Genomic DNA, 23799 nt, shown 5'->3' with positions numbered 1-23799 from the left:
AGGTGGTTAAGGCCTTTGAATTTATAACTATCTCTTCTTTTGCCTGCGGAAGAGCTTTACAAGCATTATGACTGTAAGAACTTGAGCTGAATCCTCCAAAGCCCTTGGTGGTATTGATTTGGTAGCGGCTCCACTTTAGTAATTTAGTTCAATTCAACATGCATTAATCAATGCCAAGACAAATGCCTTTGCGGCAGACCCTTACAGATGCTGAACTGCTTTGTCTTACATGGCCCAATTGAATGTAGTGTATGCAGCGAAATTACCGTTTTGCACTCCTAAAAATTATGCAGACCTACGGAAACCCAGACGTCACCTACGGGTGGTGGGTTGGTAATGCTGTAGTAACCAACAAGTCAAGCCGATTTATTGGCTCTCATATTGGTCACACAGGATTGATTGCCTTCACTGCTGGTGCAAACACCCTTTGGGAACTTGCTCGGTATGACCCTTCAGTGCCAATGGGGCATCAGGGCATGATGAGTATTAACCATTTGGCAACTATTGGTCTTGGATTTGACGAGGCTGGAGTCTGGACAGGTGCAGGTATTGCCTTTATAGGTATTTTCCACTTGATCTGTTCTATGGTTTATGGAGGGGCTGCTCTCTTGCACTCCTTGGTTTTCAGTGAAGATACCCAGAACAGTTCAGGTTTGTTTGCGGATGATCGCCCTGAACATCGTCAAGCGAAACGATTCAAGCTTGAATGGGATAACCCCGACAATCAAACCTTCATTCTTGGACACCATTTGGTTTTCATGGGAGTTGCATGTGTTTGGTTTGTTGAATGGGCCAGGATCCATGGAATCTACGACCCAGCAATTGGCGCCATACGTCAAGTTAATTACAACCTTGATTTGACTCAGATTTGGAACCACCAGTTTGATTTTATTGCAATAGATAGTCTTGAAGATGTCATGGGTGGCCATGCTTTCTTGGCTTTCTTTGAGATAGGTGGTGGTATTTTCCACATTTTCACCAAGCAAATTGGTGATTACACCGAGTTCAAAGGATCTAAATTCCTTTCTGCCGAAGCAATTCTTTCCTGGTCATTAGCTGGTATCGGTTGGATGGCAATTATTGCTGCCTTCTGGTGCGCAACTAATACTACTGTTTACCCAGTTGAATTCTTTGGTGATCCAGTTGAATTGAAGTTTGTTTTAGCTCCAGGTTGGTATGACGCAGCACCTATTGATGGCGCTCCTCTTGGTCATTCATCTAGGGCATGGCTCTGCAACTTCCATTACATCATTGGATTCTTTAATATCCAAGGTCACTTATTCCATGCTTTGAGAGCAGCCGGTTTTGACTTTAAGCGTATTACCAATGCTGTCTCAAACCTTGATTCAATTAGAGTGAATCAATTGGCTGACTGATTATTTTTGCTTCACCAAGATTCAAAGATAGTCTTAGTGAGTTAAATTAAAAAAACCTTGCTGTAATGGCAAGGTTTTTTTTTGCCTATAATTAAGCATCTAAATAATTGAGAAAACTCTTGGGGAGAGGGGGGGTAATATTTATTTAAAATAAACTACTTGGATTTTAATATGACTAATCATTTTTTTTTAATCTAAACTCGTTGTTCTTCTTGTGTCGATTTTAGGTAAAGAAGGTGAACCTTTGATTCAACTCCCATAAAGAAATTAATGATTGGTTTATTCATTGAGAAAATTGCAACTTGGCTATTTGATGACGAATAATTTAATTTCTAAAGTTCAATATAAGAGAGAGGGCTTCTCTATTTCTATTTTTAGATTTCATGTGATCTGATGAAATGCGAGGCCTTAATTTAAATTTTGCTTGAAAAATTTGTGAGTAGAATTTTAGAAGTTAGAGGAACTGAAAAAAAAGAGGACAAGCTATAAGCTTGTCCTCTTTTTTAGGTAAAAGTTAGAACTATTGATTGAGCTCTATTCGAAATTTTCAGGTTTAGCCCAGGGATCCCATCTTTTTGAATCATCTGAGTAATAGAGGAATTGGCTAGCACCAAAAACAGCACCTAAGCCGCATAAGGCTGCTGCGATATTCAAGCCCCCCGAGGGCTTGATTAATCCAATATCAGATGGGTGTGGTAGTTGACTAGCGAAATCAATGATGTGGGTTAAATCAATCATCAATAAAGGGGGGCGTTTGATAGCCCATTTTTGTGATAGTGAGGTACTTATAAACGAAAAGCGCAACAGGACGGGGTTCTCTGTTGCATCTTGAAAACTGATTAAAACAGAATCTTCTGTAGATTTAACTCAGCCTTGCTAAGGCCTTCCTCTGCTGAGATCCAAGTGAAGTCATACAATCTTGAGCATCAAAACGGCTTGCAGAAGAATTTCAGCATTCGATTTTCTGATTCAGAATTGTTTTTATGCGCACTGCTCAAATTGACTGCAGGAATTGGGAAGTAGACCTCGTTTTTTGTGATTTGAAGAAAATAACCAATTCAATAAATCAAGACCTCTAACTATTCCGCACATATGAATTCACCAGATTGTAGTGTGCGCAGGTATTAACGCCTGCACTCTTAAATCATGCAGACCTATGGAAATCCAGATGTGACCTACGGGTTCTGGGCTGGTAACTCAATGGTCACTAACCGCTCAGGCCGATTCATTGCCGCGCATGCTGCTCATACAGGAATGATCGCTTTTGCGGCTGGTGCAACGACTCTTGTTGAGCTTGCAAAGTTTGATCCCTCAATTTCTATGGGGCATCAAAGTTCGCTTTTCCTCTCCCATCTGGCAACTATCGGTATTGGGTTTGACGAAGCTGGAGCCTGGACAGGTGCTGGCGTTGTCACGATCGCAATCCTGCACTTGATCCTTTCCATGGTCTATGCAGCTGGTGGTCTATTGCATGCGGTCCTTTTCGATGAGGACATGCAGCAAAGTGAAGTTATTCAGGCCAGAAAGTTCAAATTGGAATGGGACAACCCCGACAATCAGACTTTCATCCTTGGTCACCATTTGATCTTCTTTGGTGTTGCTTGTATCTGGTTTGTTGAATGGGCCAGGATTCATGGAATCTATGACCCAGCAATTGGAGCGGTTCGTCAAGTTAATTACAACCTTGATTTAACCCAAATCTGGAATCATCAATTTGATTTCATTGCTATCGACAATCTTGAAGATGTCATGGGAGGTCATGCATTTTTGGCTTTCTTTGAGATAGGTGGTGGTGCTTTTCACATTGCAACCAAGCAAATTGGTGAATACACCGAATTCAAGGGATCTAAGGTTCTTTCCGCTGAAGCAATTCTTTCTTGGTCATTAGCCGGTATTGGCTGGATGGCAATTGTTGCTGCTTTCTGGGCTGCAACAAACACGACTGTTTATCCAATTGAATGGTTCGGTGAACCACTTCAAATTCAGTTTAGTGTTGCTCCTTATTGGATAGATACTGCTGATACTTCTGATTGCACAGCTTTCTTTGGCCATACAACACGCGATGCTTTAGTGAATGTTCACTATGGAATTGGATTCTTTAACCTACAAGGACATCTATGGCATGCACTTCGCGCAATGGGCTTTGACTTCAAGAGAATTCCTGAAGGATTGGCAAATGTGGCTGAAGTGAAAAGGAAAGGTGAAGCTGCAGCTTGATCTTTTTATTTGAATGGTTTGTGAAGAGGTTTAATTTCTCCACTTTGTAGTTCGACCCTTCCAACCTTTATTCCAAGCCTCGCCATTTAGGCGAGGCTTTTTTTATTTTTTCTATTTGAGGCTTCAATTGATCTTTCTCTAAATGAATTCTGATTTGGAAGAATATGTTTATTTATTTGGGACCAGCAATCCTTCCGAACCAGGTCAGCTATTAGAAAATAAGATTTTGACCAATGATTTTGGAAAAAGTTGCCAAATAATTTTTGTTTATGCTGATCTTGTTTTTTAAGTGCTACAGGAACAGGAGGTTGTCCGGTTTTGATCAGAATCAACTCATTTTTTAGAAAAGGTACAAGGAGATAAGTAATTCAATAAATCAAGACCTTTAACTATTCCAAGCATATGAATTGAGCCTCTTGTAAGGTTCCACCCGATTGATAGCTTTTTACTCTTAATTATGCAGACCTATGGAAATCCATCTGTCACCTATGGGTGGTGGGCTGGTAACTCAATGGTCACCAACCGTTCAGGCCGATTCATTGCCTCGCATGCTGCGCATACAGGATTGATCGCTTTTGCGGCTGGTGCAAACACCCTTTGGGAGTTTGCTCGCTATGACCCCTCAGTGAATATGGGGCATCAAGCAATGATTCATCTCCCGCATTTGGCGTCTATCGGTATTGGATTCGACGAAGCTGGAGCCTGGACAGGAGCTGGTGTTGTCACAATAGGAATTCTCCATCTGATCCTCTCCATGGTCTATGGAGCTGGTGGCCTTATGCACGCTGTTGTGTTTGATGGGGACATCCAACAAAGCAACGTTATTCAAGCTAAAAAGTTCAAATTGGAATGGGACAATCCAGATAATCAGACTTTCATCCTTGGTCACCATTTGCTCTTCTTTGGTGTTGCTTGTATCTGGTTTGTTGAATGGGCCAGGATTCATGGAATCTATGACCCAGCAATTGGAGCGGTTCGTCAAGTTAATTACAACCTCGATTTAACTGCGATATGGGGGCATCAGTTTGATTTCCTTTCCATTGACAGCCTTGAGGATGTTATGGGGGGTCATGCCTTCTTGGCATTCTTTGAGATGGGAGGCGGTGTTTTCCACATTTGCACTAAACAAATTGGTGAATACACAAAGTTCAAAGGTGCTGGTTTGCTTTCTGCAGAAGCAATTCTTTCCTGGTCACTTGCAGGAATTGGTTGGATGGCAATTGTGGTTGCTTTCTGGGCAGCACAAAACACCACTGTTTATCCAATTGAGTGGTATGGGGAACCATTAATTCAAAAGTTTGTTATTGCTCCAGGTTGGGTTGACTCTGTTGACCTAACTGGTATCGCACCTTTTGGACATTCTTCACGTTGTTATTTGGTCAACTTCCACTACATAGTTGGTTTCTGGGCAATCCAAGGACATCTATGGCATGCATTGCGCTCTATGGGCTTTAATTTCAAGGAAATTAGCAATAGATTTGCTGTAGCTTCTTGAGTTTAATTCTTGCTTAGTTCAAAAAAGCCTCGTCAATATGACGGGGCTTTTTTTTTGCAACTAGGCTTTTTAAACGATTTGTTCAAAATTCCACTTGAATTTGCTCACGCAATTCTTGGCTGGGCTTTGAATTAAAACCAATTATTGAAATTGAGGCTAGAAGTGCTTGAAATTAAGATTTTTATATCATTTTTTTTGGCTTATAAGAAAAAAATGTGATGAAGGCCTGAAATTGATTGCACTGCAGTCATTTTGAAGCACTACAGGTATTTCCCTTTTGGATAGAGGATTTTGGATTTGGCCCCAAAAAAAAAGTTTTTTTGTGATTTGAAGAAAATAACCAATTCAATAAATCAAGACCTTTAACTATTCCGCGCATATGAATTGACCAGATTGTAGTGTGCGCAGGTATTAACGCCTGCACTCTTAAATCATGCAGACCTATGGAAATCCAGATGTCACCTATGGCTGGTGGGCTGGTAATTCAATGGTCACTAACCGCTCAGGCCGATTCATTGCCTCGCATGCTGCGCATACAGGATTGATCGCTTTTGCGGCTGGTGCAAACACCCTTTGGGAGCTTGCTCGCTATGACTCCTCAGTGCCAATGGGGCATCAGACCGCGATAAGTCTTTCGCATTTGGCGTCTATCGGTATTGGATTCGACGAAGCTGGAGCCTGGACAGGAGCTGGTGTTGTCACAATAGGAATTCTCCATCTGATCCTCTCCATGGTCTATGGAGCTGGTGGCCTTATCCACGCTGTTGTGTTTGATGCGGACATCCAACAAAGCAACGTTATTCAAGCTAAAAAGTTCAAATTGGAATGGGACAACCCCGACAATCAGACTTTCATCCTTGGCCACCATTTGATCTTCTTTGGTGTTGCTTGTATCTGGTTTGTTGAATGGGCCAGGATTCATGGAATCTATGACCCAGCAATTGGAGCGGTTCGTCAAGTTAATTACAACCTTGATTTAACCCAAATCTGGAATCATCAATTTGATTTCATTGAAATTGACAGCCTTGAAGATGTCATGGGAGGTCATGCATTTTTGGCTTTCTTTGAGATAGGTGGTGGTGCTTTCCACATTGCAACCAAGCAAATTGGTGAATACACCAAGTTCAAAGGTGCTGGTTTGCTTTCTGCAGAAGCAATTCTTTCCTGGTCACTTGCAGGAATTGGTTGGATGGCAATTATTGCGGCCTTCTGGTCTGCAACAAACACCACCGTCTATCCAGTCGAATGGTATGGAGAACCTTTGAGATTAGATTTTGGTCTTGCTCCAGGTTGGTACGACACTGTTGACTTGCCAGAGGGTGTTCGCACTGTTCGTTGCTACTTGGCTAACTTCCACTACATCATTGGATTCTTCTATATCCAAGGTCACCTTTTCCATGCACTTCGTGCTATGGGCTTTGACTTCAAGCGTCTCTCAGATGTTCAATTTGGTCCTCATGGAAGACCAGCAGCACTAAAGAATTGAGAATCCTCTTTTAGGAACTCATTCATAGAGCTACTTGATGCAATTAAAAACCCCGTCTTAATGGCGGGGTTTTTAATTGCAATGCTTTTACTCGATCAATCAATCAAGCATGTTGAATGGATGCTTTGAGAGGACTTTCATGCTCGATCAATTAAAAAAAACAGAATTGTCGAAGTTTCTCAAGAAGAAGCTGCAATAAAGATTTTGCGATTGCTTTACAAACCTCAATTCATATAGAAGCAATGGCGAATGAGACTAAATCCATTACGCCGCAGTCTTTTTCCATGGTGTGAAGCCTTTTGCTTCACACCTCTAGGCAGAAAGCAGCTCTTCCAAAAGACCTCGATTTTTCTGATTTTGAAGAAAATAACCAATTCAATAAATCAAGACCTTTAACTATTCCGCGCATATGAATTGAGCAGATTGTAGTGTTCGTAGCGTATTGATTAATTTTGACTCTTAATTATGCAGACCTATGGAAATCCAGATGTCACCTATGGGTGGTGGGCTGGTAATTCTGTGGTCACCAACCGCTCAGGCCGATTCATCTCCTCTCATGTAGGACACACTGGATTGATTTGCCTAGCGGCTGGTGGGAGCACCCTTTGGGAGTTTGCTCGCTATGACCCCTCAGTGCCTATGGGGCATCAGAGCTCGCTATTTCTTGCTCATTTAGCCTCTATTGGTATTGGGTTTGATGAGGCTGGAGTATGGACAGGGGTTGGTGTTGCATCAATCGCCATACTTCATCTCGTTTTCTCCATGGTTTATGGAGGTGGGGCTCTATTGCATGCTGTTCTTTTTGAAGAGGATATTCAGGACAGTCCAGTAATACAAGCCAGAAAGTTCAAGCTGGAATGGAAAAATCCTGATAATCAGACTTTCATTCTTGGCCACCATTTACTCTTCTTTGGTGTCGCCTGTGTCTGGTTTGTTGAATGGGCCAGAATCCACGGAATTTATGACCCAGCTGTTTCAGCAGTACGTCAGGTTAATTACAACCTTGATTTGTCAATGATATGGCAACGTCAGTTTGATTTTATTCAAATTGATAGCCTTGAGGATGTCATGGGAGGCCATGCATTCTTAGGTTTCGCTGAAATTACTGGTGGTGCCTTCCACATTATTGCTGGTTCAACTCCTTGGGAAAACAAACGTCTTGGTGTGTTCAGCAAATTTAAAGGTGCTGAACTTCTTTCGGCTGAGGCAGTTCTCTCATGGTCACTAGCTGGTATTGGCTGGATGGCAATTGTTGCTGCTTTCTGGGCTGCAACAAACACGACTGTTTATCCAATCGAATGGTATGGGGAACCATTGCAATTCCAATTTAATGTTGGACCTTATTGGCTAGATACTGGAGATCTATCTGAAAGCACAGCTTTCTTTGGTCACAGTACACGTGCTGCTTTGTCCAACTCTCATTATTACCTAGGCTTCTTTTATCTACAAGGTCATTTCTTCCATGCACTCCGTGCCTTGGGCTTTGACTTTAAGAAGGTTCCTGGGGCTATTGGGAATCAGAAGAAATCAGACCTCATTACCATTGATAGCTGAAGATTTGAGATTCTCCATTGGCTAGTAAAAAGAGTCTCACTTTCTAAAGTCATCAAAGCCTCGTCTTTCAGACGGGGCTTTTTTTTTAACTTTCAGAAACTTCTAAAGCATCTATTTATTCATACTTAAAAAAAACACTTCATGTCTGCGCAAATAGGCTAACCATTCCTTCTGATCCCAGTCACTCAAAGGAATAATTGAAGCCATGACTGGTTCAATTGCAACAAGAAGGAAAACTCTTATTTGAAGGTATATATAGCCTTATGCCGCATACCTTTACGGATACTAAAAAGCTTTGGCCGCAGCGCTCCATTTCATTGTAGTGTCGGTCGACTGCGCCTTGCCTTTTTAAAAATCATGCAGACCTATGGAAACCCAAACGTCACCTATGGGTGGTGGGTTGGCAATGCTGGGGTTACTAACAAGACTAACCGATTCATTTCATCGCATGTTGGCCATACAGGAGTTATTGCCTTCAGTGCTGGGGCAACTACCCTTTGGGAGTTGGGTCGCTACGACCCTTCAGTACCAATGGGAAGCCAGGGGCTGGTATTTATCCAGCATTTAGCTTCCATGGGCCTTGGTTTTGATGAGGCTGGAGTATGGACAGGTGTAGGTGTAGCAACAATCGCTATTTTCCATTGCATCTTTTCCCTCGTATATGGAAGTGCAGCTTTATTGCACGCCCTAGCATTTAGTGAGGACACTCAAGACAGTTCAGGCTTGTTTGCTGAAGGTAGACCTGAGCACCGTCAAGCTAAAAGGTTCAAACTGGAATGGGATAACCCAGATAATCTGACTTTTATTCTTGGACATCATCTTCTTTTCCTAGCTCTTGGCAACGTAATGTTTGTTGAGTGGGCTAGATATCATGGAATCTATGATCCAGCTATTGGTGCTGTAAGAACTGTATTCCCTGGTTATGGAGACTTCGGGGTAATTTGGAGTCATCAGTTTGACTTCCTAACTATTGATAGCCTCGAAGAAATAATGATGGGTCACGCTTTCTTAGCATTCTTTATGAGTGCAGGATCGGTTTTCCATATTTTCACGAAGCAAGTAGGTGAATACACAACCTCTAAAGGTGCTGGCTTGTTATCTGCTGAAGCGGTTCTTTCTTGGTCTTTGGCAGGAATTGGCTGGATGGGGATTATGGTTGCTTTCTGGTGTGCCGGAAACACAACTGTTTATCCAACAGAGTTCTATGGAGAGCCAGTAAGTCTTCAGTTTGGAATAGCTCCATACTGGGTAGATACTGTTGACCCTCAAAGTAGTGCGTGGTTTGGTCACTCTTCACGTGCATACTTGGTCAATTTCCATTACATGATTGGATTCTTCAACATTCAAGGTCATCTTTGGCATGCATTACGTGCTATGGGCTTTAATTTCAGGCGTATTCCCCAGGCCTTAACTGGACTTAGCGGAGCTCAAAGCTGAATTAATTACTTCACTTTGAATACTCTCAAATAGATAGCTTTAATAAAAAAAGCCTCATCTTTATCGATGGGGCTTTTTTTTATTAAAGCTATCTTAGAAAATAAAATAAATTCAATAATATAAATGATTAAACTGCTTAGAGCTGGTAATACTTTTGCTAGTTTATTTCCATTTAGAACAAAATATTATTTCTAGTCAACAAAAGGTATTGATCTGAGTATTCAGTAGTTTGTTGTAGGAAATATAGTTTTACCTGTTATTAGGGTTAAAAAATAAATTCTTACCTTGGCTATTAGCAAATAGGGAGGTGAACTTAAGGCCTCCATTCGAATTGTTGAGCTCAAATTAAGTAGTGCAAGTATTTCTCTTGATCAGCTTCCCGACATAAAGGTTATACATAAACAGGCTATTGCGACAACAAATCCCCCGTACTTAATGAATTCATTCGAGTCTTTTACCGTACTGGTTAGCAAGATAGACGAAAGCAGTACAACAATTACATTGCTTTCCATTGTGGAGCCTCTTATAGCTATTAAAGGAATAGCAACGCAATCTCAAGCTGTCCACAAAGTTTCAAGATGCTTAACGGCTAGATTGCGAGCTTGGAGAGCTATGGAGTTCACCTTATCCTTAGATATTTTTTACTATGAACGTTCTTTGCAAAATTCTATGGCTTTTATAGCTTGCTTTAGATTTTTAGCTGGCTAGCTAAATTGTATATTTGTTTTATATGAACTAGAAGCTTGTAGATTTTCTTTCTTGCTAAAGGTAAGTAGATATTCCAATAGTTAAGAACTATTGACTCTATCTAGTCTTAGCAGTACTTAGAAACTCTGGCTTTCTAGTGAAGAAAAGTCTTGAAAAGTTTTTTTATTATGCCTAAACTGGTGCTTAGGTGTTTTAAGGTTAGGTTGAAGTTTTAATAATAGTCTTCCTTTGTATGAAAGGAAGAGGGAAATCCTCCTCACCCTTTTAAGGGGTTTAAGCTTATTCCCATGCCTAATTTAATTATTGCTATTTATTTTTTTGCTGGAAATTAACTCGAGTTAATTTAATCAATTGCTTTAGCTGGAAAGCGGCTAATAGTTTTTTCTAAAGGGCTTTTTCTCTAAAGAAATTGAATTTCAATTGAACAGCAGTCTTTCTTAGCTGAATTCACAGCAAAAATTCGATCTGAATTTGCACTCTTCTCAGCTAAAAAGAATCAAGTTTGTAACGATCTTCTCAGAAGTTGTTATGCGGGATAGGATGCTCGCCTATTAATACCCCGATTTTTCATTTTTAGATGATTGATTTAACTCACGTCATAGATTTCGCCACACAACTTCCACACCCTTCTGATATTGGTCTGGTTAAGCCTTCAGGTGGCTTTGCCATAGTTCCACTTGTATTTGGTTTGATCGCAATTTTCCAGGTGTCAAACTTTCATTGGTTTGCTCGAGAGGCAAACGAGCCAACCGAAGGTTGGGGACTTAGCTCAGATTCCACTTTATTCACCTATCGTTGGCGTCAATTTTTTGGAGTTCAAGTACTAGCTATCATTGTTGGGATATCAGTGATTTTGATCGGACCTGAAACAATATTTTTCCCTTTAGGTCTTAAGTAAGTAAATCAAATAAGAAATATTTTAAAAAAGTCAATAAGGAAAGGCAATAAGGCTCTAGCTTTTCAAAAGCCTAGGGTTTTATTGTCTTTTTCATTTGTAGATCGATCGATGTAGTTTTAGATAATCATTTCTTATTGCTTTTTGACTAGTCCTTTGGCGTAACGAATGAATTTTTTTTGGACATCGACAATAAACTTCTATTTATAGCTGTTTTGACTCAGAAAAGGATCGAGCTTTAAGGACTTTTTGAGGTTTTTTTTATGTAGGCAGTTTTCAAGATGCAACAGACGCTTCCTTGCTGATGCACTTCTGGTTTATAAATACCGGGATTCACAAACAGGGCTATTACGAGGCCCCCTTTTTATTAATGATTGATTTAACCCACATCATTGATTTCGCTACTCAACTACCACACCCATCTGATCTTGGTTTGGTTAAGCCCTCAGGTGGCTTCCAGTTGCTCCCAGCGATTTTTGGAGTCATTGCAATTGTGCAGGTATCTCAGTTCCACTGGTATGCCCGCAAAGGTAATGACCCATCAGAGCGCTTTACTCGCTAATTTGCTTGAACTAAAAAAGTTTTAGCAGGGTCTTCACCCCACTCTCTTGGGTTTCACTACCTCAATAGAGATTTCTCCTAAGCCATAGAAGCAACTAGTTTGCCTTCTATGGCTTTTTTTGTGAAAGAGTCAGTTGTTTTCTCTCGACCTCCATGTTTATAAAGCAAAGGCGCATTTGTTGCTTAGAAGAGGTTGCTTGAGGTCAGAGAATATCGATTTTTTTCAACTGGGATTCCATTATCTAAAATCATGGATTTATTTCTTTCAGACCTCAGCTAAAGACCCTTAGAAAATCATAAATTTATTTTGATTGGTTTTTCTGTGTGAAAAAGTCCTTATGGTCAACGAGAGTAAAAATATCATTCATAAAAATAGCCCCGACATAGGGAGCTATTAGGCACCTTGGAGCCCCGAAAAGCCTTTTAAGGCCGCTCTAAGTCATTTTTGGTACATTTGCCCGCGATAGATCAAAACAGGGTGCTTAGAGGCCAGTCTGTCCACTCTCTTTGTGTATGTGTTTCTACGATAGGTCAGCCTGATTGGCTTATCTGTAATGGTTTTTTTGTGCTGGACATAGCCATTTCCACGATAGAGAAGGGTAGTCATCATGCAGCCTCCGAAAAGGCCCAAGCCCCCGTTCCTTGACTTGGGTCAAACTGCGCCTCAGTATGAAGCGAGGTGAACGATTCTGTAGCGGTTACTACGGAATTAATTATGCACCGAGATCAATGGCTTGTGTCGTTCATTCGGATACAGCAGTTATTGAAGGCAGTGCTTGAAAAAAATCCGCTAAACTTGCCTTCTTATAGGGCAGTCTTTTGGAATCTATGGGAACATCAAAGTTATCTTTTTGATTATCAGCCTAAGGATCCATATCTTTATAAATGTTTGGGAAAAGTATTTAATTAATGCTTGAAAGTCTTCCTGAGGTGGATGTTTTCACTGTTAAGGGCGGGTGGTTAAAACGAATAGATTAAGGAGACATTAGATAAGTACTTGGAAAGAGGTTAGATTTAATTCATTCATATTGGTTGGCAAGAAGGCCTTAAAAAAGATATACAAAAATAATTCCTATATTTAGGGTGACCGTCTAGATACTTGATTGGCTTTTGATTAGGATAAGATTATTGAACATTAGACTTTTTGATTCTATCTTGATTCATAACCATTTCAACAAGCTCGGACTTTCTAAGTCGTGAGACCCCAGTTACTCCTTTCAATAGAGAACGTATTTCTTGATTTGTCATTCCCGTTAGATATTTTTTTCTCTCTTCTAATTTTAAATTCTCTAAGGCTTTTTGATTGGAAAGGATCAAATTTGTTAATTGGGCTTTGTTTAGGGTCGAAATCGCATCAACATTCTTTAAAACAGCTCTTAGCTCAGCATCACTCTTCTCTGATAGAAATAATTGTTTTTTGTTGTTTTGGTTGTCCAAAGAAGTTTTAAACCTTTTTGGACTAGGTATTATTATATTTAATATTAGAATTAAAGCTTCAAAAAAAAGAATTATTCCCAATAGAAAATGCTGTAAAATTATTTCATGGGTTGTTCCTTGAGGATTACTTCCATCGACCATAGTCTAATTTAAATAGATTCAAAATTGATGAGAAAGTATTTCTTTCGTCCTTCTTTTGAGAAACACAAAGACATTGGATTCCTTAATAGGCACAAGAGCTTATGATGAGGATTGAGATTATCATTACCCTAGCTAAAAAAGTACGCGATTTCTGCAGCTTTTAAACCTTCCCAGCCTGCATCCAAGAGTCGTTGATTCATAGTCTCCTGATCAAAATGTTTTGATCCAGTAGCGATAATTTTTTTTCGCATGGCTACTCGAACACGGCAGATTCTCTCAGCTTCTTTCTGCATTACCTCTTTGTAGAAGCCAACCATCTCCTTTGGTAAAGGAGATCCGTTTAAATCGATGCCATCTTGTATGGCGCTCTCTATTGACTCAGGGACAGCATCGAGACCTTCAGGCCCATCGTCGATAATTTCGATGTTGTTGCTGGCGTTCAAGGACTTGGTTGGGAAGTACAACGCTATTTTGCTGCTCTTTTCACCTAATCGCAAAAAAGGTGTTGATTTTTTTTTGCGCAATGCAACGCTAATTGGCTCTGAATAGCAAAGTTATTTTTTCCCCAGACCTTCATTCCCCTGTTATATCAAGTGTTTTCTTCGATGCTAAGAACCATGATTGAATTGTAACCTTAAAATTGGCCTTCTTATTTGCTTTGCTCTTTTGTATATAAGCGGCTTTTAAGTCTATTGGTTAACGTGCTGTGATCATTGCAGAGCTCTAAGAGCAAGGCAAAAAAAAACGATATTGAAAGAGATTCCTCGAAATAAGATCTTTGCTTCCTTGATGTGAGATGCAGCCGTTTTGAACCTATTTCAGATTTGAGGGTGGGATATTTCTAGCAACGTAGTCGGAAGAAATATTGGCTTGCAGGTTTTATTTGGGTTGTTTGGCCTTCCTGTTTGTCATAAGACAATTGAACATGGATTCTGCTGAATCAACTTCAACGCAATATGACTTAGTTGGAGGTTAAAGAATGTTTTATGACTTCACTACTCGTCAAAGGGAGAACTTACTACAAGTAATGCTAACCACTAATCATTGTAAATGAGAAGTTAAGGGGAGATATGTAGTTTCTTTCGAAGAAGAAATAATATTCTTGATTGCTTATTTCTAGCATCTTAATCACCTCCTCCATTGCAGCTCCATACTTTGGAAGGTACGCCAGCATTATTTGTGCCATCTGTACGAAAAGTCTTGTCAATACAATCATTTTGTGTCTTTGCCCATTGAGCTATGGGGAGAAGAGAAATGGAAATAAGTAATAGACTTGCGCTACTAATTGCTGCAAATAAAGGATAGATTTGAATTTTCGATGTTTCTTTAGTACTCATTTTTCTTGATGCTAATAGGCTTGGGATAATACCAATTCTAATCCAAACCAGTTTTGAATATAAAAATAATGAAGAAAAAACTCACCTTCCGTCACTTTTGGCTTGAAAATTTATTTTGTACTAAAGTTTTTAAATATTTCTAGAAAATCAAGTCTTTAGAACATCTAAAGACTTGATTAGTCTATTACACTAGCCAAAAGTTTGTCCATTAAACCCCCAAAGATTGGGTGCAATATCTTCAAAGCTTATATAGATTCTATCTCCTGAGATTCCAGTCATCATTTGAATTAGCTGACAAAATTCATTACTCATTTGCTTTGGTTCTAGGCCACCGATTGACTTAACCTCTACATAGCAGCATGGACCTTCACTCCCTCCAAATGTCATAGGAACATTAGTTTGAAGAACTGTCATGACATATCGTTCAGGCTTTCCAGTTAATTTGGATAACTTTAAGGATAGTGCCTTTAGAAAGTCTTCTTGATTTGGGACTTCAGGTGAGGAGACACTTACATTAATTAGTGGCATTAAAATGACTCTGTAGAAGATTCAGTAATATGTCATAGAAAAGATAGACATTGAATTTGAGGTTTGAAGGCTTTTATTATGGAGTTTTATCAAATCTCCATAATAAAATATTGAACCTTGATAGAGAAGTTTCATTATTAGTCTGGATTTTTATTTGAGCATGGCAAAAAGAAAATCACAACAAAGAACAAAGATCAAGTCGAAATCAAAGTCACTTGAGCCTGAAATAAAACCAGGAAATGCTAAGTTAGTTTTATTTGTCTTTGGGATCGGTCCTATCATCCTTCTAGGATTATTTTTGGCTTCGAATGGATTTTTTGATTGATTAACTTAGTGTTCATTATTGATTTTTTGTGAAAAAATTTTACCCTTCTAGGTTTAAGGCTTCCACTATGTCTTAATTCCTTTCCTTTTTCCTCTTTGTTTTCTCAAAGGCTTTTCTAATACTTTGCCTTTAGTATAAAAAGACTTATTAGCTAAAATCTTTGATCTTTTGCTTTGAAGTTTAGTATGCAAGCAAATAATAAAATCAGAGCTAGAAATTCTAAATAGATTCTATAAGGATTTCTAGTTGACCGATCTCCTGGCGTAAAAGGCTTCGAGGAATAAGAGATTAGATTATTCTTAATCCTAGATCTTTTATATATATATCTTCTTTCCTTCAGTGTTGTACCTATAAACAACCCCCTTTGATTCCATGTAAAATGTTTCTCCATTCATGGTTGAATAACCATATTTAATCAACCTTGCTTTATGGATATCGGCCTTTTCTCTTAGTTCATTCTCTTTGTCCCAAAGGCCGATTTGAATATTTCTTTCTGGATCGGCCATAAGGGATTCTAGAAACTCTTCTTTTGGCTTTTCTCTTAAATGAGCTTCACTTTTAAACTTTTTTCTGAACCTTGTAACAAGGCTTGATTGGCGATGACGTTCCCTTTCCTTAATGTTGAGAAATAAAATAAGAAATATCAAAATTGTACTGATTAATATGATAAGTAATAAACTCATTTTCGTATGGGTCATGATATGCCTAGTAAAGCAAGATCCCTTAGACTTATCAAGTTCTATTTCTCTATGGATTTTTTATATGTTTTATCTTTTGATACTTATTCTGAACCTAAAACTAGGATTGACTAGTATTAATACTTGCTAATTACTTTTTTGCAGTGCATTTCAGTCTTGGTTTGTGATTACTTGATAATTATTTTAAAGTCAAAACCAAGATTCGATTTTTTTGATAGGACTTCCTTTTTTAAAATCCCTTTTTGGAGGGCAGAAAGAAGTATAAAAATGGAGTCGAAAAGAAGTATTGTCAGAGTGAAGCCAAAAAATATTACTTGGTAAGTAAGGCTTTTTTTTGTTGTTTCTAGTTTCTTTTTCATTGTGCTCTAATTCTATTTGGCAATGTGAGAGTCAGCCTTATGAAAGGTATTGCCCATTCTTTTTATAGATATTTTTAGCATAAAATCAATGATCGTAAGGACCTAGGTGAGTTGCACACTCTGCCCCACATTGCGATCCAAGGCTAATTGCCTGCTGAATGCTCCAGCCTGCTGCAAGCCCAGCGGTTACTCCTGCCGCAAAGTTGTCTCCGCATCCATAGGTGTCAACAAGTGGCGAATTGAGTTTAAAAGCTTTGAATGGCCCCCCTGGCCATGATTCTCCTCCTAATGAACCTTTAGTTGTGATAAGTATGCGTGGAGCAGGTTTTATTGATAGTCCTTCCATATTTTCGTCTGGGTCTAATGAACTTCCAATTATTGCGTCGAGCTTAATATTCTTTTCTTCCAATGCACCCAGGCCAAGGCGAGGTGTAGCTACTAAAACATTTGCTTCTCTGCAATCACTTAATGCATCTGAACCTACAGCAGTTAAAAAAACTCCATCATATTTATTCATTTTCTGCCAAGGAAGCTTATCTTTTTTGGAAGGTTGAAGTCGATCTCCTATAACAGTAATGGCTCTTTCTCCTTTTCGGTTAATCATACTTATAGCTTTTCTTGTGGGTTCATCTTTCCATGCAACATTGAGATTTAGACCAAGCTGACTGAGTTTTTTGAAGCACTTTTTACCTGTTAGATCATTACCAAGAGCAGTAAAAAAATCTACAGGTTCTCCTATTAACTTTGCTAGCTTTACTGCTGATACTGCACCTCCTCCAGCTGGCTCTTCTAGATATATTTTGCCGTGAGATATCGTCCCCTCCCTCGGACATTTGTCGACAGACAGGAAACTTACCCATTCTACGTGACCAACAACTGCTAGCTTAAGTTTTGGGATTGGCGGCAGACTTTTGCTCTGAAGTAACTCCAAAAATTAACTGGTGAAATTATACTTTTTATTGTAACTTGTAGTTAGACAGCTCCTTAAGGGGGCCCAAAAAAAATTTTTTAAAGATGCCTTCTTCAAGAAGATTGATTAGCTTCGTCTATTTTTCCTTGGCTATTTTGGGAGCTATTCTGCCTACTCTTTCAAATATTGAGTTTGCTCAAACTTATGGCCCAGGGTTTGACATAAATAAATTTATTTTACTTGCTAATATAAATCCTGCAGCTGAATCTTTGTCTAGGGACTTGATGGTTGGTGCTAGCGCAATAATCATTTGGATTGTAACTGAGGCTCGTAGGTTGAAGATGAAGAATCTGTGGATTGTTTTACTAAGCACCTTTACCATTGCGTTTGCATTTGCTGCTCCATTGTTTCTTTTCTTGAGAGAACGTCGTTTAATGGAATTAGAAAAAGAAGGAATTTTAGTTGACATTAGAATAATAGATCAATAATTTTCTGATCTAAATTTTTTCTTTTAAGCCTTGTGGCATATGATTTATATTTTTATCTATGCTTCAAAATAATTGTTAATTGACTTTGTTTTTACTTTTTTTGTTAATGGCAACATTATTAAGCAGGCAATACTCATTGTTAGCCAGACCAGTATCCCATTCCCTTGCATATCGATAATTAAACCAGATAGGATTGGAGCTATTAGCGCGCTAATAGCAAAGCATTGTGAGAACAAAGCCATTGCTATTCCTCTATGATCAATGGGTGGTGTTTGTATTACTGCTTCAGTTGCCGTTGGTAGAAAGGCTGCTAATGCAAATGCTAAGGGAAGTTGAGAAATTAACACTAAGATTATGCCCTTAGTAAAAATCGCTGAAAGACCTAGTAATAGGCAGCCAAAAGCAAAGCATGAAAAACTTATTCTAAGAGAAAACTTCTTACTTTTTTCTGACAGCCATCGCCCGATAGGCCATTGAAATAGGACTAGCAAGCAAAGCTGGAGAGCAAGAATTGCACCGCTCTGAGCCTCACTAACGGGAGGTCTAGATATGCCTCCTTTGACTAGATCAAGAGGGAGTGCACTTTGTAGAAGTGTGAAGATGGCTGTCGCAAGAAGGCTTAACACGAGTATTGGAAAAAGTTGATGCAACCATTTGCCCTCTTTGTCTGCGAAATTTTCTTTATTGATTAATTGACTCTGTTCAAGCTCTTTAATTGCTTCTGCTCTTTTGTCTTTTTGAGAGTTTTTTGTTAATAAGAGTAGAAGTAGGATCATGCAGCATGTATCTAATAAATAGACCATACGAATAGCGCTTATTAGTGCAGCTAAAGAGCCAAGAAGTGCTCCAATACTTGTCCCTAATGCGTCAGCACTGCGTACAAGAGCAAACCCTTTACTGGAGGGGAATTTCCCACAGCTGGCAGGAACAGCAAGCTCTACACCAGGCCAATAAATTCCTGCGGCTATGCCTAGAACAATTTGACCTACTACAAACGCATTGAAATTTTGTGCATTAAAGAGAAAGAAATCAGAAGCAATGGCAACTATGGCTGCCCACTTGATGGTTAATGAACTATAGACGCCGCGATCGAGTAAACCTCCTGTTATTAGACGTGAAAGAGTTCCTACAAAAGCAGCAATTGCAAGCCCGCTTCCAATTTGTGTAGCTGAAAGTGCTATTTGGTTGAACACTAGAGGAGTTAAATAGATAACTCCACCAGCTCCTATTGATGCCAACAAGCGAATTTTCGCAATAATGCGCAGTGGCGAGGGAAACTGGTTCCACCAGAAATAGAAATTTGGGGTTGTATTCAGGACGCTCAATAGGAAAACCAATTTTGATTGGGTTGTTAACCAGTCTGATGTTTTGCAGCTTTGGAAACAATTCCTTTAAGGCTGCTGAAAGGCTTGAAGTTCATTTCGAAGATATGTCTATTCCTATCCCTGTGAATGAATTAAGTGATTGGGTGGATGGAATATCAATCCCTAATTCCATTAGGGAATTATCAGAATGGGCTCAAAATGGAGGTCAAGATACAGATCTTTCGTCATGGTTAAATCTTCTTGATCTTGAAAGCCAGGCTGGCTTGGCAAAAATTCTTAAAGCTCCTCTTATTAAAAACAAGAGCATGGCTCGTCAGATTTTGCGAAGTTGGGTTGGTCGTCAACTTCTTGATGAGCTTAGTGACCTTGTTCGTTTGGATGATGATAGGAGTGGTAAACGAGTTTTTAATACACTTGAGTCCCTACTTGAAAGTCAGCCTCAGGTGACGACAATTGATCTTCTTGAGGCTCTTCCAGGCAAAAATATTTATCTTGATTTAGATGCCTTTTTACAGGCTGCTAATCGATGGCGTAACGAGCTAAAAAGTCAGCAAAAGCTCGTTTTTGATATAGGCCGCTTACCATCGAAACCCCTGAAACCTAAATCTCTTCAGAAGGTCGTTGAGGTATATAAAGAACCCTTTTCAATTCAGAAGGCTTTAGAGGTAGATCACCGTGAGGACCCTTTAAAACTTGAAATTTGGAGGCCTGATATTGCTTCACCCCAAAGATCGAGTTGGATTGTTTTTATGCCGGGTTGGGGAGGTACGCCTGATCATTTTCGCTGGCTTGCTCGCCGCCTTAGTAGGAAGGGGTGGCCTGTTGTTCTCCTTGAGCACCCAGGCAGTGATGCAAAGGCTGTTCAAGAACTTTTAGAGGGTCGACGACTAGCACCCGGTGCCGAAGTACTTCCTGATCGTTTGGCAGATCTTTTTTCTGTCATTGAGGCGAAAAAGCAAGGGGACTTAGAAGTGTCTGCTGAAAAGCTTGTACTAATGGGACACTCGCTTGGCGCTTTAACAGCTTTTTTAGCTTCTGGAGCTACTCCTGAACCAGACTTAGAGAAAAGGTGTAGACAAGCTCTCGATGCACTTTCATTGACAAACATTTCACAGCTTTTGCAGTGTCAGATGGTTGATGTGCAATTGCAGCCTGTTCAAAGACTTCCCCAGCTCGAGGCCATAGTTGCAATTAATAGTTTTGGTAGCTTGCTCTGGCCAACTATAGAGAGTGTAAATAACATATCCCCTGTTTTTTTGATGGGTGGGACTTATGATTTAATTACACCAGCTTTAACTGAACAACTTGGTTTACTATTATCAACATCACCAAATCTATTAAGTCGAATTTTACTTATAGAAGGTGCAAGTCATTTCTCACCAATAAGAGTAGAAGGTCAGGCAAAGAATGCTAGTGGAGATGATTTACTCCAACTTGGTGAAGCTTTTGTGGGAGTTCGCCCTCTTATGGTACAAGGATTATTGGGAACCCAAATAATTAGATTTTTAGAGAATTTTGAACTTGGTAAGGCTTTAGATGTAGGAATAAACCAAAAGAAGGATGGCTTGACTTTTCATCTTTTAGATAGATCTATTGTTGATAGTCTTTTGAAGAATTAATAGCGGATTCTAGGATCAATAGCTGCAACTAAGATATCTACAATTATGCTTACAAGAACTACTAATCCAGCGACAACAACAACAATACCTTGAACTACTGGGTAATCTCTTTGATCTATTGCTTCTTTTAGCCTCATTGCTATTCCAGGCCATGAGAAGGTTATTTCAATTAGTAGTGCTCCTCCAATCAGAGAAGCTACTGTGATTCCTGCAATTGTTAGAACTGGTAGTAGAGCATTTGGCAGTGCGTGTTTTAACAGCACTTGAGTTTCATTAATTCCTCTACTTCTTGCAGCTTCTATATGATCTGATTCTAATATTCGGGCCAAGTTGATTCTTAAGGCACGGCTGAAAATCCCGCTTAGAAGTATTCCAAGTGTTGTAGCAGGAAGTATTAAATGTCTGATGGCGCCTTTGAGTGCTGACCAGTTTTGTTTTGCAAGACTATCAAAAATTAAAAATCCAGTTCCCTCTGGTTGGAGCATGCTTGGAGGGAAACGTCCTCCAACAGGAAGCCATCCTAGGATTACTGCAAAAAATAATTGCACAAGCATTGCGGCCCAGAATGGAGGTAATGCGTAGGTGCTTATCCCGTATAAGCGTCCAGCCAAGTCGACCTTGCTGCCTTTTCTGGAGATTCCACTAAACCCAATACCGATGCCTATTGTGGCAGCTAAAATTAGAGCACTAATTCCAAGCTCAAGGCTCGCAGGTAAAGCCTGCTGGATTATTTCTCTTACAGGTTCTTGATTGACTAGCGCATTACCTAAATCCCCATGGCTTAAGTTATTAATAAAATCTAGATATTGATTAAATAGTGGTTGATCTAACCCAAGTTTTGCTCTTAGAGCTGCTTGAGCTACTTCGCTAGCACGGCTCCCAAGAACTGCATCTACTGGGTCGCCTGGAGCGATTCTCAACAATATAAAAACCATGCTAGCTATTAGCCACAACATGAGTGGAGCTAATGCCAATCTGGTTGCGCAGTACTGAAGTAGTGCTCTCCCTCTGTTCATTGTTTAATTGATCTAAGACGCTCAATTAAGACTTGCCCATTTCCATCGAATTCAGGCTTTGCTAAATGGACTTGAGTCCAAGCTCTAGGTTTTACAATCCAAAAGGGTAAATAAGCTGCACCATTTGCTGCAATTTCTTCAATTTCGGTGAGTTTTTGGACTCGATTTGCGCCTGTAAGTACATCACTTCTCTTTAATGCATTTTCTAGTGAAGGTGTCGTCCAGAAACTTCCACTCATTACAGCTTCTCCTTCTTCACAAATGGTTCCCTTGCTTTTGTTGCAGCTAAGCAAGGGAGAGAGGTATGCCTCTGGATCAGGATAAGTGCCTCGCCAATCAAGAATTACCGCTTGGAAAGCTCCTTCTCCCAGTTGACGGTAAATCGTTGTTGATTCAACACTATTTAAATGGATCTTTAGGCAATCAGAGAGGTCCTGATTCACTTGGGCCTGCCAAGTAAGTGCCATCAACTTGTCGGCTGGAACATTTGACCTGAAAGTTAATGGGAGTTCAAGCTTTTTCTTTCCACAGTAACCCTCTTTTTTGAAAAGGTCTTTCGCAAACTTTGGGTTATAACTTGGCCAAGGCGAGTTCTTTTTTGGTTTCAAGTTTGGTGGGACTAACCCTCTCAAGGGTTCTCTAAGTCCATAGCTAACTCTTTCACTGATTGCCTCTCTATCTAAACTATGTAAAAGGGCTTTCCTTAGGTTTTGACTATTAAGTGGGGAAGCATTACTTTTAAAGGTAACAAATCCAATTTCAATAGGAGCACCTTCCCCTTTATTTAAATAACCTTCTTCCGACATTTTGTTTAATGATATGCGCTGATCTTCATCTATAGAGTTGGATAATAGAACATCTATCTCGCCACTTCGAAGAGCTCCATAAAGCGATGTTGAACTCTTTAAACTGATGAAATCTATTCCTGAGTTTTCAGGAAGCTTGTTCCAATAGCCTTCGAATGGTTCCAGACGTTGTTGTTGTTGTCTGAAACTTTTTAGTTGGTAGGGTCCTGTTCCTACGAAGTTGTCATTGAGGAACTTATCTTTATGATTTGCATATGCTTTTGGAGATAGGGGTGTTAGGTTGATAGAAGATAACAATCCTCGAAGTGAGCTTGAGGGCCTTGTAAGCCTTAGTCGAATTAAGTATGGATCTGGAGTTTCTATAGACGATATTCGTCCACCCATCACATAACTTAGAGTGCCTATTCTCATGAAGCGTTTAATACTGAAGGCCATTGCCTCTGAATTGAACTGGGTCCCATCGTGAAAAAGAACATCTTTTCTGAGATGGATAGAAATGGTTAGTCCTTCTTCACTTATTTCAGGCATTCTGCTAGCTAGGCTTGGAATGAGGTTCCCATTAATATCAACTTTGTAGAGCGTATCGCCCAAAGCACTTATAAGCTGGAGAGCATGGAAAGTATTTGCTTGTGCGGGATCTAGAGAGGTGATTTTACCTGCGCTTGCAACAATTATTCTTTCTCTAAGGCGATTTGGCTTGCAGGCAGTTTGACTAAAAAGAATGCATATGAATGCAAACAAACCAGCTAGGACATTTAGATTTTTTAGGCCTGGCTTAGGCAAATTGAAAGGATCTCGAAGAGATTTTGTGGAGTTGCAAAAGATCTTCTCAGGATTTTTTGCAGGATTGACAGATTTGTTGTATTGATATTTCAAAAACTGGCGAGCCTTTCGGGAGCATAGGCCAACGTCTTAACCAGCATTTGTTGTGCTTATCATCTATTCCTATTACTTGAAAACTTCCTTCAACACTTGTCAATTGAACACAATCACCTTGATGAAAAATCATAACTTTCGGTCATCTTGTGGAGAAAAATCTCCTTCTAGAGCTATGTAAGCGTTAAGTGTCAATTAAGAGAAG

At 39.6% G+C, this 23799-nt stretch carries 21 protein-coding genes; 10 read left to right on the top strand and 11 right to left on the bottom strand.

What is annotated here, in order from left to right; genetic code table 11:
- The first annotated feature begins 287 nt into the window (after window positions 1–287).
- Window positions 288–1376, top strand: coding sequence for a chlorophyll a/b binding light-harvesting protein (locus SOI82_RS04045; RefSeq protein ID WP_320668327.1), 1089 nt, complete (start codon window positions 288–290; stop codon window positions 1374–1376).
- 534 nt (window positions 1377–1910) lie between these two features.
- Here SOI82_RS04045 and SOI82_RS04040 read toward each other — a convergent pair.
- On the bottom strand, window positions 1911–2114 hold the full coding sequence (locus SOI82_RS04040; protein ID WP_320668089.1) for a hypothetical protein: 204 nt from the start codon (window positions 2112–2114) through the stop codon (window positions 1911–1913).
- Window positions 2115–2522: 408 nt separating this feature from the next.
- On the opposite strand from SOI82_RS04040, the gene SOI82_RS04035 reads away from it, so the two are divergent.
- The 7 genes from SOI82_RS04035 to SOI82_RS04005 all read left to right on the top strand — a co-directional run bounded on the left by SOI82_RS04035 (window position 2523) and on the right by SOI82_RS04005 (window position 11730).
- Window positions 2523–3593 (top strand): chlorophyll a/b binding light-harvesting protein, encoded by a 1071-nt coding sequence (locus SOI82_RS04035; protein WP_320668088.1) that lies wholly within the window; start codon window positions 2523–2525, stop codon window positions 3591–3593.
- 457 nt (window positions 3594–4050) lie between these two features.
- Window positions 4051–5088: a chlorophyll a/b binding light-harvesting protein gene (locus tag SOI82_RS04030; protein ID WP_320668087.1), complete on the top strand. Its 1038-nt coding sequence runs from the start codon at window positions 4051–4053 to the stop codon at window positions 5086–5088.
- Window positions 5089–5521: 433 nt separating this feature from the next.
- A complete protein-coding gene (locus tag SOI82_RS04025) occupies window positions 5522–6574 on the top strand; it encodes a chlorophyll a/b binding light-harvesting protein (RefSeq protein ID WP_320668086.1) in 1053 nt (350 codons plus the stop codon).
- Between the two features lie 465 nt (window positions 6575–7039).
- Window positions 7040–8128: a chlorophyll a/b binding light-harvesting protein gene (locus tag SOI82_RS04020; protein WP_320668085.1), complete on the top strand. Its 1089-nt coding sequence runs from the start codon at window positions 7040–7042 to the stop codon at window positions 8126–8128.
- Between the two features lie 357 nt (window positions 8129–8485).
- On the top strand, window positions 8486–9565 hold the full coding sequence (locus SOI82_RS04015; protein ID WP_320668326.1) for a chlorophyll a/b binding light-harvesting protein: 1080 nt from the start codon (window positions 8486–8488) through the stop codon (window positions 9563–9565).
- 1285 nt (window positions 9566–10850) lie between these two features.
- Entirely contained in the window at window positions 10851–11171 is a 321-nt protein-coding gene (locus tag SOI82_RS04010) for a hypothetical protein (RefSeq protein WP_320668084.1), read from the top strand.
- A 367-nt stretch (window positions 11172–11538) separates the two neighbouring features.
- A complete protein-coding gene (locus tag SOI82_RS04005; protein WP_320668083.1) occupies window positions 11539–11730 on the top strand; it encodes a hypothetical protein in 192 nt (63 codons plus the stop codon).
- 438 nt (window positions 11731–12168) lie between these two features.
- On the opposite strand, the gene SOI82_RS04000 is transcribed toward SOI82_RS04005, so the two are convergent.
- The 7 genes from SOI82_RS04000 to SOI82_RS03970 all read right to left on the bottom strand — a co-directional run bounded on the left by SOI82_RS04000 (window position 12169) and on the right by SOI82_RS03970 (window position 17485).
- Window positions 12169–12336, bottom strand: coding sequence for a DUF4278 domain-containing protein (locus SOI82_RS04000; RefSeq protein ID WP_320668325.1), 168 nt, complete (start codon window positions 12334–12336; stop codon window positions 12169–12171).
- Window positions 12337–12854: 518 nt separating this feature from the next.
- The gene (locus SOI82_RS03995) at window positions 12855–13247 is read right to left on the bottom strand and encodes a hypothetical protein (protein ID WP_320668082.1); all 393 of its coding nucleotides are present in this window, start codon (window positions 13245–13247) and stop codon (window positions 12855–12857) included.
- 188 nt (window positions 13248–13435) lie between these two features.
- Window positions 13436–13831 (bottom strand): DUF4090 family protein, encoded by a 396-nt coding sequence (locus tag SOI82_RS03990; RefSeq protein WP_320668081.1) that lies wholly within the window; start codon window positions 13829–13831, stop codon window positions 13436–13438.
- A 600-nt stretch (window positions 13832–14431) separates the two neighbouring features.
- Entirely contained in the window at window positions 14432–14644 is a 213-nt protein-coding gene (locus SOI82_RS03985; protein WP_320668080.1) for a hypothetical protein, read from the bottom strand.
- Window positions 14645–14833: 189 nt separating this feature from the next.
- Complete coding sequence (locus tag SOI82_RS03980; RefSeq protein WP_320668079.1) at window positions 14834–15172, bottom strand: phenylpyruvate tautomerase MIF-related protein; 339 nt, start codon at window positions 15170–15172, stop codon at window positions 14834–14836.
- A gap of 639 nt (window positions 15173–15811) precedes the next feature.
- Window positions 15812–16003, bottom strand: a complete 192-nt coding sequence (locus SOI82_RS03975; protein ID WP_320668078.1) for a hypothetical protein — start codon at window positions 16001–16003, stop codon at window positions 15812–15814.
- Between the two features lie 636 nt (window positions 16004–16639).
- The gene (locus SOI82_RS03970) at window positions 16640–17485 is read right to left on the bottom strand and encodes a PfkB family carbohydrate kinase (protein WP_320668077.1); all 846 of its coding nucleotides are present in this window, start codon (window positions 17483–17485) and stop codon (window positions 16640–16642) included.
- Window positions 17486–17568: 83 nt separating this feature from the next.
- On the opposite strand from SOI82_RS03970, the gene SOI82_RS03965 reads away from it, so the two are divergent.
- Window positions 17569–17952 carry a DUF2834 domain-containing protein gene (locus SOI82_RS03965; RefSeq protein ID WP_320668076.1) on the top strand — a complete coding sequence of 128 codons (384 nt, stop codon included), beginning with the start codon at window positions 17569–17571 and terminating at the stop codon, window positions 17950–17952.
- A gap of 56 nt (window positions 17953–18008) precedes the next feature.
- Here SOI82_RS03965 and SOI82_RS03960 read toward each other — a convergent pair whose 3' ends face one another.
- The gene (locus tag SOI82_RS03960; protein ID WP_320668075.1) at window positions 18009–19277 is read right to left on the bottom strand and encodes an MFS transporter; all 1269 of its coding nucleotides are present in this window, start codon (window positions 19275–19277) and stop codon (window positions 18009–18011) included.
- Window positions 19278–19381: 104 nt separating this feature from the next.
- On the opposite strand from SOI82_RS03960, the gene SOI82_RS03955 reads away from it, so the two are divergent.
- A complete protein-coding gene (locus tag SOI82_RS03955; protein ID WP_320668074.1) occupies window positions 19382–20896 on the top strand; it encodes an alpha/beta hydrolase in 1515 nt (504 codons plus the stop codon).
- Here SOI82_RS03955 and SOI82_RS03950 read toward each other — a convergent pair.
- Both SOI82_RS03950 and SOI82_RS03945 read right to left on the bottom strand, forming a co-directional pair.
- Window positions 20893–21912 carry an ABC transporter permease gene (locus SOI82_RS03950; protein ID WP_320668073.1) on the bottom strand — a complete coding sequence of 340 codons (1020 nt, stop codon included), beginning with the start codon at window positions 21910–21912 and terminating at the stop codon, window positions 20893–20895. The two genes, SOI82_RS03955 and SOI82_RS03950, sit on opposite strands and share 4 nt — an antisense overlap.
- Window positions 21909–23447, bottom strand: a complete 1539-nt coding sequence (locus SOI82_RS03945; RefSeq protein WP_414153525.1) for an ABC transporter substrate-binding protein — start codon at window positions 23445–23447, stop codon at window positions 21909–21911. The genes SOI82_RS03950 and SOI82_RS03945 overlap by 4 nt, the downstream gene beginning before the upstream one ends.
- Window positions 23448–23799 lie beyond the last annotated feature (352 nt).

Source organism: Prochlorococcus sp. MIT 1307 (assembly GCF_034092395.1).
In the GTDB taxonomy this organism is placed as follows: domain Bacteria; phylum Cyanobacteriota; class Cyanobacteriia; order PCC-6307; family Cyanobiaceae; genus AG-363-K07.
This window is presented reverse-complemented; position numbering and strand designations above follow the sequence as displayed.